Below are 15,884 nucleotides of genomic sequence, written 5' to 3'. Positions count from 1 at the left end.
ACCTTGCTGATCCCCGCTCCACTCTCGTACGTCCCCGGCGAGGGCGAGTTCGTCCTCGACCGGAGCACCACCTTGTCCGCTCCGTCCGAGCTGACCGACGTCCTCGTGTGGCTCCAGGAGGCGCTGCGGCCGGCCACCGGGTTGCCACTGCGCGAGGGGGCGCACGGCACGATCGAGCTGTCGCTAGTTGATCTCGCGGCGGAGGAATTTCGGCTCGAGGTCACCCCGGCCGGCGTCAAGATCGAAGGCGGTCGGCCGGCCGGAGTGTTCTACGGATGCCAGGCCCTGCTGCAGCTGCTACCGCCAGCGATCTTCCGGCGGGCGGCAGTCGCCGCCACAGACTGGACGATCCCGGCGGTACGCGTCCACGACGCACCCCGCTTCGCCTGGCGTGGCGCGATGCTCGACGTGGCCCGGCACTTCATGCCCAAGCACGACGTGCTCCGCTTCATCGACCTCATGGCCGCCCACCGGCTCAACACGCTGCACTGGCACCTGACCGACGACCAGGGCTGGCGCCTGGAGATCAAGCGCTACCCCCGGCTCACCGAGACCGGCGCGTGGCGGCGGGAGAGCCAGGTCGGGGCCGCTCCCGGCGCCCCCGGGGACGGCCGCCCGCACGGCGGCTTCTACACCCAGGAGGACGTACGCGAGATCGTCGCCTACGCCGCCCGGCGGTTCATCACCGTCGTGCCCGAGATCGAGTCACCCGGGCACGTTCAGGCCGCGCTCGCGGCGTACAGCCACTTGGGGGTGACCGGCGAACAGCTGGAGGTCTGGACCCGCTGGGGCATCAACCAGAACGTCCTGAACGTCGAGGAGTCCACGGTGGACTTCTTCCGGGGCATGCTCGACGAGGTGCTCGAGCTGTTCCCGTCGCGCCACATCGGCGTGGGCGGCGACGAATGCCCGAAGGACCAGTGGCGGGCCGACCCGCGTATCCAGGAACGCATGGCCGAGCTCGGCATCGACACCGAGGAGGGCCTGCAGTCATGGTGGATCGGCCGCCTGGACGCACACCTCACCGCCGCCGGCCGTCGCCTCTTCGGCTGGGACGAGATCCTCGAGGGCGACCTCTCCCCCGGCGCCACCATCGCCTCCTGGCGCGGCCTGACCGGGGCCACCGCCGCCGCCAAGCGCGGCTACGACGTGGTCGCCTGCCCGGACGACCTGGCCTACCTCGACTACCGCCAGTCCGAGCGGCCGGACGAGCCGATCCCGGTCTCCATCCCGCTGACCCTGCGCGACGTCTACGCCCTCGACCCGGTGCCGCCCGGCCTGACCCCGGACGAGGCCCGGCATGTGCTCGGCGGCCAGGCCAACATCTGGACCGAGCACGCCGACTCTCCCCGCACGGTCGACTACCTGGTCTTCCCGCGGCTCTGCGCCATCGCCGAAGCCCTGTGGGGCCCGCCCGAGCGCGACTTCGACGACTTCGAACGCCGGCTACGGCACCACCTGTTGCGCCTGGACGCGCTCGGCGTCGAGTACCGCCGGGCCGACGGCCCCCTCCCCTGGCAGCGGCGGCCCGGCGTGCCCGGCCGCCCCGACACCCGCGAACAACGCGCCGCGCACATCGCCCGACTGGTCGCCACCATCAGCGTCTCCTGAGGAGGCCCCGTGCCCTTCAACCCCGGCCGCCGCAACGTCCTGCTCGGTGCCTCGGGCACCCTCACCGCCGTCCTGACCGGCGCCCTGCTGCCCGCACCGGCCACGGCGTCGTCGTCGTGGACCGCGGGCGCCACCCCGGCATCGATCGGCGCGGCGTTCTCCTTCCTCAACAGCACCTTCGACGGCTCTCACCTGCCGCGTAGCTACAGCGGCGGCTTCCTGTCGGACTTCGTGTCGTCCTTCGCCTACGACGACGCGCTCGTGATCATGGCTTGGCTGGCCCGGGGCGACGTCCGGCGCGCTGTCGCCCTGGGTGACATGCTGCTGTACACGCAGCAGCGCGACCCGATCGGTGACGGGCGCACCCGGGCCTCGTACCAGCCCGGGACCTTCGAGATCGGCTCGGCGGCCGCCTTCACCGGCAACCAGGCCTGGGTGGGCATGGCCCTGGCCCAGCTGTACGCCCGGACGAGGCGTTCCCGCTTCCTGGCGGGGGCGTTGCGCGAGGCCCAGTGGATCCAGGACAAGACGTGGGACGGCACGCGCGCCCCGTACGGCTACACCGGCGGCCGCACCGCCGACGACCAGCCGAACATGTTCAAGGCGACCGAGCACAACATCGACGTCGGCGCCTTCTTCACCATGCTGGCCCAGCTGACCGGCCGCCGGGTGTGGCGCGCCCGGGCTCAGGCCGCGTTCGCGTTCGTGGCGGCCATGCAGGACCACCGCGACGGCCACGTGTGGACCGGCACCGACCCCGACGGCACCACCACCAACCGCGTCCCCATTCCGGAGGACGTGCAGACCTGGGCCCGCCTGGCCACCGGGGACCGGCGGTACGACCGCTCGGTGACCTGGGTGCTGGACAAGCTGGCGGCCTTCGACGCCACCGTCTACGGCGTCAGCTACAGCGATACCGACACCAGCAAGGTGTGGCTGGAGGGCACCGCCCACACGGCGCTGGCCCTGCAGGCCCGCCAGGCCCGCGGCGACACCCTGCTCAACAAGAAGCTGTTGTGGAACATCGGCCGAGCCCAGGCCAACACTCCCCACGGCGACGGCCGCGGCATCCCGGCCGCCTCCAGCGACGGCCTCGACACCGGCTTCGGCGACGTCTACTACGCCAGCCTCCACACCGGCGCCACCGCCTGGTACTTGCTGGCCGCCCTGGGCCGCAACCCGTTCCAGCTATAGCGTCTCGACGAACAGGACCCGGCGGTGTCCACGACGCGGTGATCCCGCCCGCACCCGGCGGGGCCGAGCACCAGCAGAGCGCCCGTCAGACCCTCAACGAGCACTGCCGCCCGGCCCGCTCGACCGGCTGACCACAGGTCAGGCGGTGCGTGGTCCAATCGGGAGCTATGGCGATGAGGACGGCCTTCACCGAGATGTTCGGGCTGCGGCACCCGATTGCGCTGGCTCCGATGGGCGGGACGGCGGGCGGCGCGCTCGCGGGGGCGGTCGGCCGGGGCGGCGGGCTGGGTCTGCTCGGGTCGGGGGACGGCGACCCCGGGTGGCTGGCCCGGGAGGTCGCCGTCCTGGAGCCGGCCGCCCACGACGCGTGGGGCATCGGGTTTCTGACCTGGGCGGTCGACTCGCGCGCGGTGGGACGGGCGCTCGAGTACGGCCCGCGGGCGGTGATGTTTTCGTTCGGCGACCCCACGCCGTACGCCGAGTTGGTCCGCCGGGCCGGCGCCGCCCTCATCCTGCAGGTGACCGATCTCGAGGAGGCGCGCCGGGCGGTCGACCTGGGAGCCGACGTGATCGTCGCCCAGGGCACCGAGGCCGGCGGGCACGGGGCTCGGCGGGGCCGGTCCACGCTGCCGTTCGTGCCGGTCGTGGTGGACCTGGCCGGGCCGGTGCCGGTGCTGGCCGCCGGTGGCATCGCCGACGGTCGCGGTGTGGCCGCCGCCCTGGCCCTCGGCGCGGCCGGCGCCCTGGTCGGCACCCGTTTCCAGGCGACCACGGAAAGCCTGGCCGATCCGGGCATCGTCAAGGCGATCGTCGACGGCCGCGCGGAGGACACCGAGCGCAGCCGCCTGCTCGACGTGGTCCGCGGCTCCCGGTGGCCCGCCGCCTACACCGCCCGCACCCTCGGGCACCCGCATCTGGACCGCTGGCGCGGCCGGGAGGCCGAGGCCGCCACCGACCCGCGGGCCCGGCAGGACTACGAGGACGATCTGGCCCGTGGCGTGATCCCGCCCCTGCCCGTGTGGGCCGGCGAGTCCGTCGACCTCATCCTCGACCTGCCCTCGGCGGCCGATCTCGTCGCCACCCTGGCCGCACAGGCCGAAAGGTCGTTGAAGGGGCCTCTGCGCTGAGCCAAGGCCGAGTCGCTGGTCAAGCCAGGCAAGTCCCACGAGCCGCAGGGCAGGTCGCCCGTCCCGTCCCGATTCCCCCGTACGCTCGCGCGCCGTCGGGCCAGGGCGGGCGACCTGCTCGCCTGCGACGTCGTCAATGCTCGCGTTCGCACCTTGTACGAAGCGTGCGACACTGGGCGCGTTCCTTGTGGATATCTTGAATCCCCTGGTAAGCGGAGGTCAGTTGACGGCGGAGTTCGGGGTGCTGGGCGCGGTCGAGGCCCGGGCCGGCGGTCAGCCGATCGAGCTGGGGCACGCGCGGCAGCGCAGCGTTCTGGCCGTCCTGCTGGTCGAGGCCGGGCGCCCGGTCACGGTGGACCAGCTGATCGACCGGGTCTGGGGCGAGCGTCCGCCGCAGCGGGCCGCCGGGTCGCTCTACAGCTACCTGTCGCGGCTGCGCGCGGTGGTGGCGGGCATCGAGCGTCAACCCGGTGGGTACGCGGTGACGGCCGACCCGCTCACCGTCGACCTGCACCGGTTCCGGTGGCTGGTCGCGCGGGGGCGGGCCGCGGAGTCCGACCGGGCCGGGGCCGAGCTGATCGCGCAGGGGCTCGGCCTGTGGCGTGGCGAGCCGTTCGCCGGGCTGGACACCCCGTGGCTGTCGACGACCCGGGAGCTGCTGCTCGGGGAGCGGTTCGCGGCCGAGCTGGACCATCACGACGTGCTGCTGCGGCTGGCCCGGCACGGTGAGCTGCTGCCGCGGCTGACCGCCGCCGTGGCCGAGCATCCGCTCGACGAGCGCCTGGCCGAGCAGTTCATGCTGGCCCTGTACCGGTCCGGGCGGCAGGCGGACGCCGACGAGCAGTACCGGCGGATCCGCGCCCGGCTCGCCGACGAGCTGGGCAGCGACCCCGGCGCGGGCCTGCGCCGCCTGCACGAGCGCATCCTCGCCGCCGACCCGGCGCTCACCCCCACCGCAGCCAGCCCGATCCCACCCACCGTGGCGGCAGCCAAAGCGGCGGCGTCAGCAAAACCGGCCCAGCTCCCGGCCGACGTCCGCGCCTTCACCGGGCGTACGGCCGAACTGGCCGCCCTGGACCGGTCCCTGGCCGACGGCGACGAGCCACCGCTGACCGTCATGCTGCTCTCCGGCACCGCCGGGGTGGGCAAGTCGGCCCTTGCCGTCCGGTGGGCGCACCGGGTCCGGGAGGCCTTCCCCGACGGCCAGCTGTACGTCAATCTGCGCGGCTACGACACCGAACAGCCGGTCGCCGTCGGGGACGCGCTGGCCGGGTTCCTGACCGCGCTCGGCGTGCGCGGCCCGGAGATCCCGCCCGGCGTCGAGGAACGGGCCGGGCGGTACCGCTCGGAGCTGACCGGCCGCCGGATGCTCGTGCTGCTCGACAACGCGTCCTCGGTCGAGCAGGTCCGCCCGCTGCTGCCCGGCTCCGGGTCGTGCCTGGTGCTGGTGACCAGCCGGGACGCGCTGCCGGGCATGGTCGCCCTGCACGGCGCCGAGCGCATCAACCTGGATCTGCTGCCGCCGGCCGACGCCGTGGGCCTGCTGCGCCGCCTGATCGGCGCCCGCGTGGACCGGGAGCCCGAGGTGGCCGAGAGGCTGGCCGCCGCCTGCGCCCGGCTGCCGCTGGCCCTGCGGATCGCCGCCGAGCTGGCGGCGACGCGGACCGATGTCTCCCTGGCCGATCTGGTCGGCGAGCTCAGCGACCACCGCATGCGGCTGGATCTGCTCGACGCGGGCGATCCGCGGGCCGAGGTCCGCGCGGTGTTCTCCTGGTCGTACCAGAACCTGCCGGCCGACGCGGCCCGGATGTTCCGCCTGCTCGGCCTGCACCCGGGTGAGAGCGTGCACGTGGACGCGGTGGCCGCGCTGACCGGCGCCGAGCCGGCCGAGGCCCGGCGGCTGCTGGGCGTGCTGGTGCGGGCCAGCCTGGTCCACATCGGCCGGGGCGGGCGGTACGGCCTGCACGACCTGCTGCGGGCGTACGCGGCCGAGCTCGCCACCGCCACCGACCCGGCCCCGGAGCGTGAGGCCGCGCTGACCCGCCTCTTCGACCACTACCTGGCCGGTTCCGTGGCCGCCATGACCACCCTCTATCCGGACACGGACGCCGCCGGTGACCCCGAGGCGGCCCGGAGCTGGATCGAGGCGGAACGGCCCAACCTGGCCGCGTCCTGCACATATGCCGCCGCGCACGGCCGCTACCGGTTCGCCGTCGACCTCGCCGGGACGCTGTTCCGCTACCTCGACGCGGGTGGGCCGGTGGCCGAGGCGGTCACCGTCACCGCGTCGGCGGTGTCGGCCGCGCTCGCCCTGGGCGACCGGCCGGCTCAGGCCCGGGCGCTGTCCGATCTGGGACGGCTGCACCGGCGGCAGGGGCGGTTGGGGGCGGCGGCCGATACGTACCGCCAAGCCCTGGATCTTTATGCCGAGCTCGGTGAGCCGGCGGCCGAGGCGGTGGCGCTGCGCAACCTGGGCAGCGTGCACTGGCGCCGGGGCGACTATCCGCAGGCGGCCGACCACTTCGAGCGGGCCTGGTCGCTCTATCAGCAGCTGGGCGACGACGCCGGGCAGGCCGACGCGTCGGTCCGGCTGGCCCTGGTCGACGCCCGGCTCGGCGACGAGGAACAGGCGACCAAGCGGCTGCGCGCGGCCCTCGACCTCGTCACGCGGCTCGGGGACAGGTTCAGCGAGGCGTACGTCCTCTCGCTGCTGGCCCGGCTCTCCGGCGACCCGGACGAGCTGGCGACGGCCGCCGCCCACCTGGAGCGGAGCCTGGCCACGGCCCGCTCGGCGGGCGACCGTACGGCCGAGTCCTATGTGCTCACCGATCTGGCCGCGGTCCGGTCCCGGCAGGGCCGGCAGGACGAGGCAGCCGGCCACCTCCGCCAGGCCGTGCTGCTGCACCGGCGGATCGGGGACCGGGCCAGCGAGGCCGAGGCGCTCAACGACCTGGGCCAGGTCCTGCGGGCGACGGGCGACGCGGCCGGGGCCCGCACCCAGCACGAGCAGGCCCTGATGCTGGCCCGGGAGATCGGCGACCGGTACGAGGAGGGACGCGCCCGCGACGGCCTGGCCTAGTCGCGGATCACGCCTTCGATCCACAGCACCGTGACCGGACGGCCCTGGGCCCGGGCGTAGGTGACGACGTCGGCCGTGCCGCCCACGCCGCGGGCCGGTAGGCCGTCCCACACGGCGAACAGATGGTCGCACCGGTCGACCAGGGCCTGACCGGCGGCCAGGTACGCCTGCTCGCTCGGCTCCGGGAACGGCAGCGTGACCACCTTGGCCGCGGCCCGGCGCAGATCCTCGAACCGGGCCCGGCTCTCGTCGGCCAGCAGCGAGGAGGCGAAGCCCTCGCACGGCACGACCGCCTCCAGGGTGCCCCCGGCCGCCAGCACGTGGGCGGCGAACAGCTGGTCGGCGCCGTCGGCGAGGTTGGACACCCCGTACGGGACGGAGCCGGCGGGCAGCACCTCGCGCCAGTGCCGCACCGCGCACTCGGCGATGCGGGGCGGGAGGACCCGATGACCTGTGACGCCGAACCGCACATCGACCTCCGTGCCGGGGCTCGCCAAGTCGGCGATGACTCAGACGATACGATCTCCCGCCTTTGCTCGTGGGGGTGGTGCCAGGCACAATCGGTCGCCGCACCATGCGCCGACCGCGGGGGACCTGCCATGAGTTTCGATGGGTTTATCTCATACAGCCATTCCGGCGACGGACGGCTGGCCCCCGCTGTCCAGCGTGGTCTGCACCGCCTGGCCAAGCCGTGGCACCGCCGCCGGGCCCTGTGGATCTTCCGGGACCAGACCGGTCTGGCCGTGACCCCGGGCCTGTGGTCGTCCATCCAGACCGCCCTCGACGGCTCCGAGCATTTCGTGCTGCTCGCCTCGCCCGAGGCCGCGCAGTCGCCCTGGGTCAACCGGGAGATCGAGCACTGGATCGCCACCAAGTCGGCCTCCCGGATCCTGCCGGTGGTGACCGACGGCGAGTGGGCCTGGGATTCCGGCGGCGGCGACTTCACCGAAGGCTCGACGGCCGTGCCGCCGGCCCTGCGCGGTGTCTTCGACGAGGAGCCGTTCTTCCTCGACCTGCGGTGGGCCCGCGGCGCCGAGCACCTGAGCCTGCGGCACTCCCGCTTCCGCGACGCGATCGCCCAGCTCGCGGCCCCGATGCACGGGATCAGCAAGGACGAGCTGGAGGGCGAGGACGTGCGCCAGCACCGCCGGACCCGGCGGCTGCTGTCGGGGGCGACGGTGACTTTGGCCCTGCTGGCCGTCCTGGCCACGGTCTCGGGGCTTTCGGCGGTACGCAACGGCGAGCGGGCCAAAGCGGCGGCGGCCGAGGCGTTGCGTCAGCAGCAACTGGCCGGCGACCAGCGTTACATCGCGGCCCAGTCGGCGGCCGAGGCCAAGCGGCAGCAGGAGTTGGCCCGGCAGCAGCAGAGCCGGGCGGCGCAGGCCACGGCGGCGGCCGAGCAGTCCGAGCGGATGGCCCAGGAGCAGCAGGAGCTGGCCGATCAGGCCACGGCCGTGGCCCGGCGCCAGCGGCAGCTGGCCGACCAGGCGGCCGTCCGGACGGAGCAGCAGCAGGCGCTGGCGGCCAAGGCAGCCGAGCTGGCCGACCAGCTCCAGCAGGAGGCGCAGGGCCTGAAGGAAGAGGCCCGCAAGCAGGCGCGGATCGCCGAGGAGCAGCACCGGCTGGCCCGTGAGGCGGCCGCGGAGGCCAAGGCCCAGCAGGCCAAAGCCGAACAGCAGCAGCGCATCTCGGTCAGCCGGCGGCTGATGAACGAGGCCGTGACCACGGTCGGCGACGATCCGCGGACGGCGCTCATGCTGGGCGCCGCGGCCCAGTCACTGACTCCCGACGCGGCGACCCGCCGCCAGCTCAGCGGCGTGGTCACGGCGACGAACTACGCCGGCGTGATGAGCGACGTGACGACCTCCGCCTACGGGCCGGACGGCGTGCTGGCCACCGTCGGCCGGGACGGCCGGGTCGTGCTGTGGAAGGTGACCGACCCGCGCCGGCCGGCCCGGATCGCCACCCTGGCCGACCGGGCCGCGTCCGCCAGCGCCCTGACCTTCAGCACGAACGGGCAGACCCTGGCCTTCGTGACCACCCAGAACCGGGCGGTGCTGTGGAACGTGGCCCAGCGGTCCAAGCCGGTCCGGCTGGCCACCCTGCCGACCGACCGCACGGTCACCGCCTTCGCCTTCAGCGCCGACGCCAAGCTGTTCGTCACCGGTGACTCGGCCGGCGGCACGGTGGTGTGGGACACGGCCGACCGGGCCAAGCCGGTCAAGCTGGCCACCCCGACCAACCAGGACACGTACCCGGTGCTGCACCTGGCGCTGAGCCCGAACGGGCGGATGCTGATCGTGGACAAGGCCCGGTTCACCCCGGTCTTCGACCTCAGCGAGCCGGCCGATCCGCAATCACTCGACGTCTTCCTCGGCTTCGGCGCGGCGCCGATGGCGTTCAGCCCGGACGGCTCCACGCTGGCCGTCGCCACCACCGGCGGGCTCGACCTGTGGGACATGCGCAACCGGATGCCGCAGAAGCGGACCTCGCCGCCGATCGTGGCCGAGGGTGTCCCGCCGGCCGTGCCCGCGGATGATCCGTCGGACGAGGAGGGCCCGCAGCCGCCGGAGATGCCCGAGCTGCCGCCCGAGGACGACGAGCCGTTCGACGTGCTGACCGGCCTGACCGGGGAGGTCACCGCCCTGGCCTACAGCGCCGACGGCGGGCTGCTGGCCGCCGGTGACCAGAGCGGAACCGCGATCACCTGGGACCGCCGGGCGACGGCCAGCCCGGGCGCCCTCGGCTCCGTGCGGGCCCACGGCCCGATCAGCGCCCTGTCCTTCGCTCCCCGGAACGCGACGCTGGCCACCACCGACGGCACCGCGACGGCGACCCTGTGGAGCGTGCCGGCCCCCGGCGCCCCGGCCGCGCTGGCCACCCTCGCCGTCCCGGGCGGGAACACCCGCGCCACGGTCTTCGGGCCGGACGGGCGGACCCTGGTCGCGGCCGGCGCCAACGGCGTGGCCAGCACGTGGAACACCGCCGATCCCAGCCGTCCCGTCCGCGGGGCCGACCGCACCCTGCGCGGGGAGGCGGTCCGGGCGGTGGCGTTCGGCCCCGACGGCCGTACGGCGGCGACCGTGTCCGACGAGTCCGGCGCCCTGCGGGTGGGCAGCACGACCCTCACCACCTTCCCCGACGAGGTCCGGGGCACCAACGCGATGGCGTTCAGCCCCGACGGGCGCACCCTGGCCGCCGTCGCCGACGCCACCACCCTGACGCTGTGGGACCTCACCAACCGGGCCCGACCGGCCCTGCGGGCCACCGTCAAGGGCAGCTTCGGCACGGCCGTGGCGTTCAGCCCCGACGGGCGCGCCCTGGTCACCGCGGGCGACCGGGACCCCGCCCTCACGATGTGGAACGTGGCCGGTCCGGCCGCCCCGGCCCGGCTCGCCACCCTGACCGGCCACAGCGACAGCGTGGAGTCGATCGCCTTCACCCCCGACGGCCGCACCCTGGCCAGCGGCGGCCTCGACCGCACCACGCTGCTGTGGGACGTGACCGACCGGGCCCGCCCGCAGCGGCTGGCGACCCTGACCGCGCCGGGCCGGTGGGTCCGCTCGGTGGCCTTCAGCGCCGACGGCCGCACCCTGGCCATCGGCGAGGCGGGCTACACGGCGACGCTGTGGGACGCCGCCATCCCGGCCGCGCCGATCCGGCTGGCCACGATCCGTACCTCCTCGGGGGCCGAGGTGCGGGACGTGGCGTTCGCCCGGGACGGCCGCACCCTGGCGGTCACCAGCCAGGCGGCCGGCGTCAAGGCGACCGTCACGCTGTGGGGTTACGGCAAGCTGAACAGTCTGCGGGCCGATCCGGCCCGATCCGCCTGCGCGGTCACCGGCCGCGGCCTGTCCACCAGCGAGTGGGCCCGTTTCGTGCCGGAGCTTCGCTACCGGAGGACTTGCCCCTGATCTGCGACACCTAGTCCTTTCGGTTGGCGCTGGGCCGACCGAAAGGATAAGTTGGTCCACGGCGGCGGGGACCGCTCGTTTCACAGGAGTACCTGATGAAGGTTTCGGCCATCTCAGCGCACCGTTCCAACCTTGATCTCGATCGCGACCAAGCCGGCGATCTGGTCGCCGCCTTCGCGGCGGCCGAGGCCGGCGACCCGGCGCGGGCCCGCCTGCGCGGACGGGTGATCGAGGCTTGGCTTCCTCTCGCCCAGCACCTGGCGCGCCGCTACGCCGGGCGCGGCGAGCCCACCGACGACCTGGTCCAGGTCGCCATGGTCGGCCTGATCAAGGCCGTCGACCGGTACGACGCCGATCACGGCGTCGATTTCGCCGCCTTTGCCATCCCGACCATCCTGGGCGAGCTCAAGCGCCACTTCCGGGACAAGGCGTGGGCCATCCGGGTCCCGCGCCGGCTCCAGGAGCTGCGGATGGCCATCACCGCGGCCAACAACGAGCTGAGCCACACCCTCGGCCGGGCCCCGACGGTGGCCGACATCGCCGCCCACCTGCAGGTCACCGAGGAGGACGTGCTCGAAGGCCTGGAGGGTGCCCGCGCCTACAGCACCACCAGCCTCTCCTCCCCCGTCGGGGAGGACGACGGGCAGGAGCTCTCCGACACCCTCGGCGCCGAGGACCACGGCTTCGAGCTGGCCGAGCTGCACATCGCCCTCGGCCCGGCGCTGGCCACCCTCGACGAGCGGGAGCAGACGATTCTGTCGCTGCGCTTCTACGGCAACCGCACCCAGACCGAGATAGCCGAGACGATCGGCGTCTCCCAGATGCACGTCTCCCGGCTGCTGGCCCGGGCCCTGGCCAAGCTGCGGGTGCTGATGGACGCCTGACTTATGACGAAGTCGGTATGACCGCTGGGCGGTCATACCTTTCTAGGCTGATCGGCATGCGCCGATCTCCGCTGGTCCTTGTCGCGCTGCTCGCCCTCGGCCTCACCCTGCTGAGGGCGCCCGGCACGGTGTCGGCCGCCGCCACCATGACGGTCGCCCAGGCGATCAGCAGCCAGAGCGGCACCGGCACGGTGGCCGGTTACGTGGTCGGCGAGCCGACGGCCACCTCGACCGTACGCACCAGCGGCTTCACCGGTGACACGGCGCTCGCCCTGGCCGACAGCAGCGGCGAGACCAACACCGCCGACATGCTGTACGTGCAGATCACCGCCTCCTACCGTGCCGCGTTCGGGCTGCTGAGCAATCCGGGGCTGATGCGGACCCGGATCACCGTCACCGGGTCGCTGGCCGCCTACTTCGCGCATCCGGGCCTGAAGTCGCCGACCGCGATGACCAAGGGCACGACGACCCCGCCCACCGGAGGAACTGATAGCTATTACGCGGCCGCGGCGGGCAAATCCGGTGAGGCGCTGAAGACCTCGCTGCACACGATCATCTCGAGCGGCGTGACCAAGTTGTCTTACGACGCCGTGTGGAACGCCCTCAAGGTCACCGACCAGGACCCGGCCAACTCGGCCAACGTGATCCTGCTCTACTCGGGCGTCAGCCGGTCCAAGACGCTCAACGGCGGCAACGCCGGCAACTGGAACCGCGAACACGTCTGGGCCAAGTCGCACGGCGACTTCGGCACCGCCACCGGCCCCGGCACCGACCTGCACCACCTGCGCCCGGAGGACGTCGCGGTCAACAGCCTGCGCGACAACAAGGACTTCGACACCGGCGGCACCGCGGCCGGCGGCGCTCCGGGCAACTACACCGACGCCGACTCGTGGGAGCCCCGCAACGCGGTCAAGGGCGACGTGGCCCGCATGATCTTCTACATGGCCGTGCGCTACGAGGGCGACGACTCGTGGCCCGACCTCGAGGTGGACAACGCCACCAGCGGCGGCAGCGCCCCGCGGATCGGCAAGCTCTCGGCCCTGATCCAGTGGAACGCCCAGGACCCGCCGGACGCCGCCGAGCGCAACCGCAACCAGATCATCTACGCCACGTACCAGCACAACCGCAACCCATTCATCGACCATCCGGAATGGGTTGCCTCGATCTTCGGCTGAAGGGCAAGAACTTTACTGGCCGGCGGGCCGGCCGTCGAGAAGGTTGACGCTTTCCGGCGCACTCAGCCAGAAGAATCGCTTTGTCATCGAATCGTCAAAGTTTCGGGGCACGGTTGCTAAGCCGTCCGGCGACCGTGGAGGTTGTCGATCGTCCCGGAGGTTCCGATGACCGTGGTCCCAGTGGGTGTCCGTGTCGCCCTTCTCATCTGCGACCAGTGCGGCGCCGAGGAGACGGCCGCCGAGACCTCGTACGACGGTGACCTGGTCTGGTCCCTGGTGTCCGGGCGCGGCTGGAGCGGCTCGGCCTTCCCGACCGGGCCGCATCACTGCCCACGCTGCGGCGCCGGCACCCCGGCCACGCCCGAGCCCGTGGCCCGGGAGCGCACCCACGGCGCCTCGTACCACCTGCGCGCACACGGCGACACGGCCGTGGTCACCCCGCTGACCGACCTCGACGGCGACCTCGCCGAGAGCCTGCGCGACGATCTGATGGCGGCCGTCGCCACCCACCCGCACGTGGTGGTCGACCTGCACGCCGTGGCCGTCCTCGACTCCACCGCGCTGGGGCTGCTCGTGCGGGCCCGCCAGGTGGCCCGGCAGCACGGCGCGACCTTCGACCTGGTGGCGCCGTCCCGCTTCGTACAGACCGTGCTGCACACCATGCGGCTGGAGGGCGCCTTCCGCGTCTTCCCGGACCAGCCGGCCGCACTGGAGGCCCTGCGTCTGTGACGGCTTGACTACGCCGCAGGTGCGCACTGGAGTTCGGCCCCGCCGGTGACCAAAGTACCGGGCATGTCGACCACACCCGCCGACGCGATCGCGGCCCAGCGCCCCGCCATCGAACTCATGCTGCTCGACCTCTCGGCCGCCCACCGCGAGATCCTCCTCGCCACCCACTTCGCGCATCGCACGACCACCGAGGCCGCCGAGCGCCTCGGCCTCCCCCCGGCCGAGGTCAAGGCCCGCCTCTACTACGCGATGCGCGAGCTGTCATACATGCTCTGCGCCGCCTCCGCCCGGCGCTGACCCGGCCACCCCGCCGAACTCGTCCACCGCGGCGCTGCCCTCGTCGACCGCGCCCGGCCGCCACTGCGAACACGACACCACACCGGGTTCGAGCAGGGTCCAACCGGCGAAGAAGCGGACGATCTCGTCCGGCGAGCGCAAGGTGATCTTCGGCTTGCCGAACTTGTTCCAGTGGCGCACGCTCTCGTCGCTCGTCTCGCCGTAGACCGCGTTGGTGGCGTGGTTGACCACCAGATAGCTGCCCGGGGCCAGGGCCTCCTTGAGCCGGTCGACGATGGCATAGGCCGCCTCGGTGTCGGCCACGTGGTGCAGCACGCCCATCAGCATCAGGGCCACCGGCCGGCTGAGGTCCAGCGTCTGCGCCGCCTCACGAAGGATGGTCTCCGGGTCGGCCAGGTCGGCCTCGGAGTAGCTGGTGGCGCCCTCGGGCGTACTGGTCAGCAGCTCGCGGGCGTGCACCAGGACCAGCGGGTCGTTGTCGACGTAGGCGATCCGCGACGACGGGGCCACCCGCTGCGCCACCTGGTGGGTGTTGTCGGCGGTCGGCAGGCCGGTGCCGATGTCCAGGAACTGCCGGATGCCCCTGTCGCCGGCCAGGTGGGTGACGGCGCGGCGCAGGAAGGCGCGGTCGGCCCGGGCCTGGTCGACGATGCTGGGCAGCATCTGGGCCACCTGGGCGCCGACCTGCCGGTCGGCCTCGAAGTTGTCGGTGCCACCGAGCCAGTAGTTCCACACCCGCGCCGAGTGTGGCGTCGTGGGGTCCAATTCGGCCGTCATGCATCGACCGTAATCCATCAGTTGAGGTTCGCGCCGTCCGCCAGGGCCAGCAGGGCGGGCCGGGTCCGGGTGGTGCTGACGGCCACGAGGCCGCCGGCGACGTCGATGGGGCGGGCGGCGTCGGCCGCCAGCCAGGCCTGCCACTGCACGCTGCCGTCCAGGTCGACCGCGATGGCGGTGCCGTCGGCCGAGGAGGCGACCAGGCGGCCCTCGTCGGAGAAGGCGAGGGCACCGGGGCGGCGCGGGCCGATCCGGAAGTCGCAGACGTGCTCGAAGGCAGCGTTGACGCAGGCCACCCGGCCGTCGGTCCCGCCGACGGCCAGCAGGGTGCCCGACCAGGCGCAGGCGCTGACCGGGCCGGCCGACACCTGGATCCACTCCCCCGGCGCGCGCCGCGGATGCCAGATCCGGGCCCAGCCGCTGTCGGTGACCGCGACGACCTCCTCGCCCAGGTGGTGGGCGGCCACCACCAGGCGGCCGCCGGTCACGTCGGCCTGACCGACGCGGGCCCCGGTGTTGACGTCCCACACCGAGGTGAGGCCGCGGCCGGCCATGCTGAAGACCCAGCGGCCGCCGCCGACCCAGCCGACGTGCCGGGGCCGCGCCGGCAGCGCCATCCAGTGCGCGACCCGGCTCGACTGGCGGCCGTTCTCCGGCAGCCACCACACCGCGGCCGTGCCGTCGGACGACGTCGTGGCCAGGATGTCGGCCGTGGCCGGGTTCCAGGCGGCGGCGACGATGCCCCGGCCCTGGCGGAGCCGGCCGGCCCGTGCCGGGGCCACCGGATCCGTGGTGTCCCACACGATCAGCTCGCCGTTGGGCGCGCTGACCGCCAGCCGGCGGGCGTCGGAGCGAAACGCCATCGCCTCGTAGGGGGAAGCTTTCACTTCACTGATGTCCTTGTCCGCTCAATTCGACGGCGCATCGCGGAAGGGGCGGGATGCCACACGGTGGCGGCCGCGTGGCATCCCGCCGACCGTGCGGCATCGCCGGAAATCGGCGATCGCCAAACGCATGAGGCGCGGGGGTGGACACACCGGGGAGTACGCGCCTTTCGGGTAATTCAAGGCGCGGGTGTGGTGAAAAGAAACGTCACT

Annotated in this window: 12 protein-coding genes; 9 read left to right on the top strand and 3 right to left on the bottom strand. The window is 73.4% G+C overall.

Going from position 1 to position 15,884, the window contains the following annotated elements:
- Positions 1–3 precede the first annotated feature (3 nt).
- From AB0J66_RS18045 to AB0J66_RS18030, 4 genes are all read left to right on the top strand, one after another.
- Positions 4–1,611: a beta-N-acetylhexosaminidase gene (locus AB0J66_RS18045; protein ID WP_364661455.1), complete on the top strand. Its 1,608-nt coding sequence runs from the start codon at positions 4–6 to the stop codon at positions 1,609–1,611.
- A 9-nt stretch (positions 1,612–1,620) separates the two neighbouring features.
- Positions 1,621–2,805, top strand: a complete 1,185-nt coding sequence (locus tag AB0J66_RS18040) for a hypothetical protein (RefSeq protein ID WP_364661453.1) — start codon at positions 1,621–1,623, stop codon at positions 2,803–2,805.
- A 167-nt stretch (positions 2,806–2,972) separates the two neighbouring features.
- Positions 2,973–3,932: a nitronate monooxygenase gene (locus tag AB0J66_RS18035; protein WP_364661451.1), complete on the top strand. Its 960-nt coding sequence runs from the start codon at positions 2,973–2,975 to the stop codon at positions 3,930–3,932.
- Positions 3,933–4,155: 223 nt separating this feature from the next.
- Complete coding sequence (locus AB0J66_RS18030; protein ID WP_364661449.1) at positions 4,156–7,011, top strand: tetratricopeptide repeat protein; 2,856 nt, start codon at positions 4,156–4,158, stop codon at positions 7,009–7,011.
- Here the strand turns inward: AB0J66_RS18030 and AB0J66_RS18025 are convergent.
- Positions 7,008–7,481 (bottom strand): hypothetical protein, encoded by a 474-nt coding sequence (locus tag AB0J66_RS18025; RefSeq protein ID WP_364661447.1) that lies wholly within the window; start codon positions 7,479–7,481, stop codon positions 7,008–7,010. The genes AB0J66_RS18030 and AB0J66_RS18025 overlap by 4 nt on opposite strands.
- Before the next feature lie 129 nt (positions 7,482–7,610).
- Here AB0J66_RS18025 and AB0J66_RS18020 point away from each other — a divergent pair, with 129 nt between their 5' ends.
- From AB0J66_RS18020 to AB0J66_RS18000, 5 genes are all read left to right on the top strand, one after another.
- Positions 7,611–10,925 carry a TIR domain-containing protein gene (locus AB0J66_RS18020; RefSeq protein WP_364661444.1) on the top strand — a complete coding sequence of 1,105 codons (3,315 nt, stop codon included), beginning with the start codon at positions 7,611–7,613 and terminating at the stop codon, positions 10,923–10,925.
- 95 nt (positions 10,926–11,020) lie between these two features.
- Complete coding sequence (locus AB0J66_RS18015) at positions 11,021–11,809, top strand: RNA polymerase sigma factor SigF (RefSeq protein ID WP_364661441.1); 789 nt, start codon at positions 11,021–11,023, stop codon at positions 11,807–11,809.
- Positions 11,810–11,865: 56 nt separating this feature from the next.
- The gene (locus AB0J66_RS18010; protein ID WP_364661439.1) at positions 11,866–12,984 is read left to right on the top strand and encodes an endonuclease; all 1,119 of its coding nucleotides are present in this window, start codon (positions 11,866–11,868) and stop codon (positions 12,982–12,984) included.
- Between the two features lie 165 nt (positions 12,985–13,149).
- Complete coding sequence (locus AB0J66_RS18005; protein WP_364661437.1) at positions 13,150–13,713, top strand: STAS domain-containing protein; 564 nt, start codon at positions 13,150–13,152, stop codon at positions 13,711–13,713.
- A 63-nt stretch (positions 13,714–13,776) separates the two neighbouring features.
- Positions 13,777–14,010, top strand: coding sequence for a sigma factor-like helix-turn-helix DNA-binding protein (locus AB0J66_RS18000; RefSeq protein ID WP_364661435.1), 234 nt, complete (start codon positions 13,777–13,779; stop codon positions 14,008–14,010).
- Here the strand turns inward: AB0J66_RS18000 and AB0J66_RS17995 are convergent.
- Both AB0J66_RS17995 and AB0J66_RS17990 read right to left on the bottom strand, forming a co-directional pair.
- Positions 13,975–14,787, bottom strand: coding sequence for an SAM-dependent methyltransferase (locus AB0J66_RS17995; RefSeq protein ID WP_364661433.1), 813 nt, complete (start codon positions 14,785–14,787; stop codon positions 13,975–13,977). The genes AB0J66_RS18000 and AB0J66_RS17995 overlap by 36 nt on opposite strands.
- 17 nt (positions 14,788–14,804) lie before the next feature.
- The gene (locus AB0J66_RS17990; protein WP_364661430.1) at positions 14,805–15,674 is read right to left on the bottom strand and encodes a hypothetical protein; all 870 of its coding nucleotides are present in this window, start codon (positions 15,672–15,674) and stop codon (positions 14,805–14,807) included.
- Positions 15,675–15,884 lie beyond the last annotated feature (210 nt).

The organism is Actinoplanes sp. NPDC049598 (genome assembly GCF_040675435.1).
GTDB lineage: Bacteria > Actinomycetota > Actinomycetes > Mycobacteriales > Micromonosporaceae > Actinoplanes.
The sequence above is the reverse complement of the archived record's forward strand: the minus strand, read 5'-3'. Positions and strand labels throughout refer to the sequence as shown.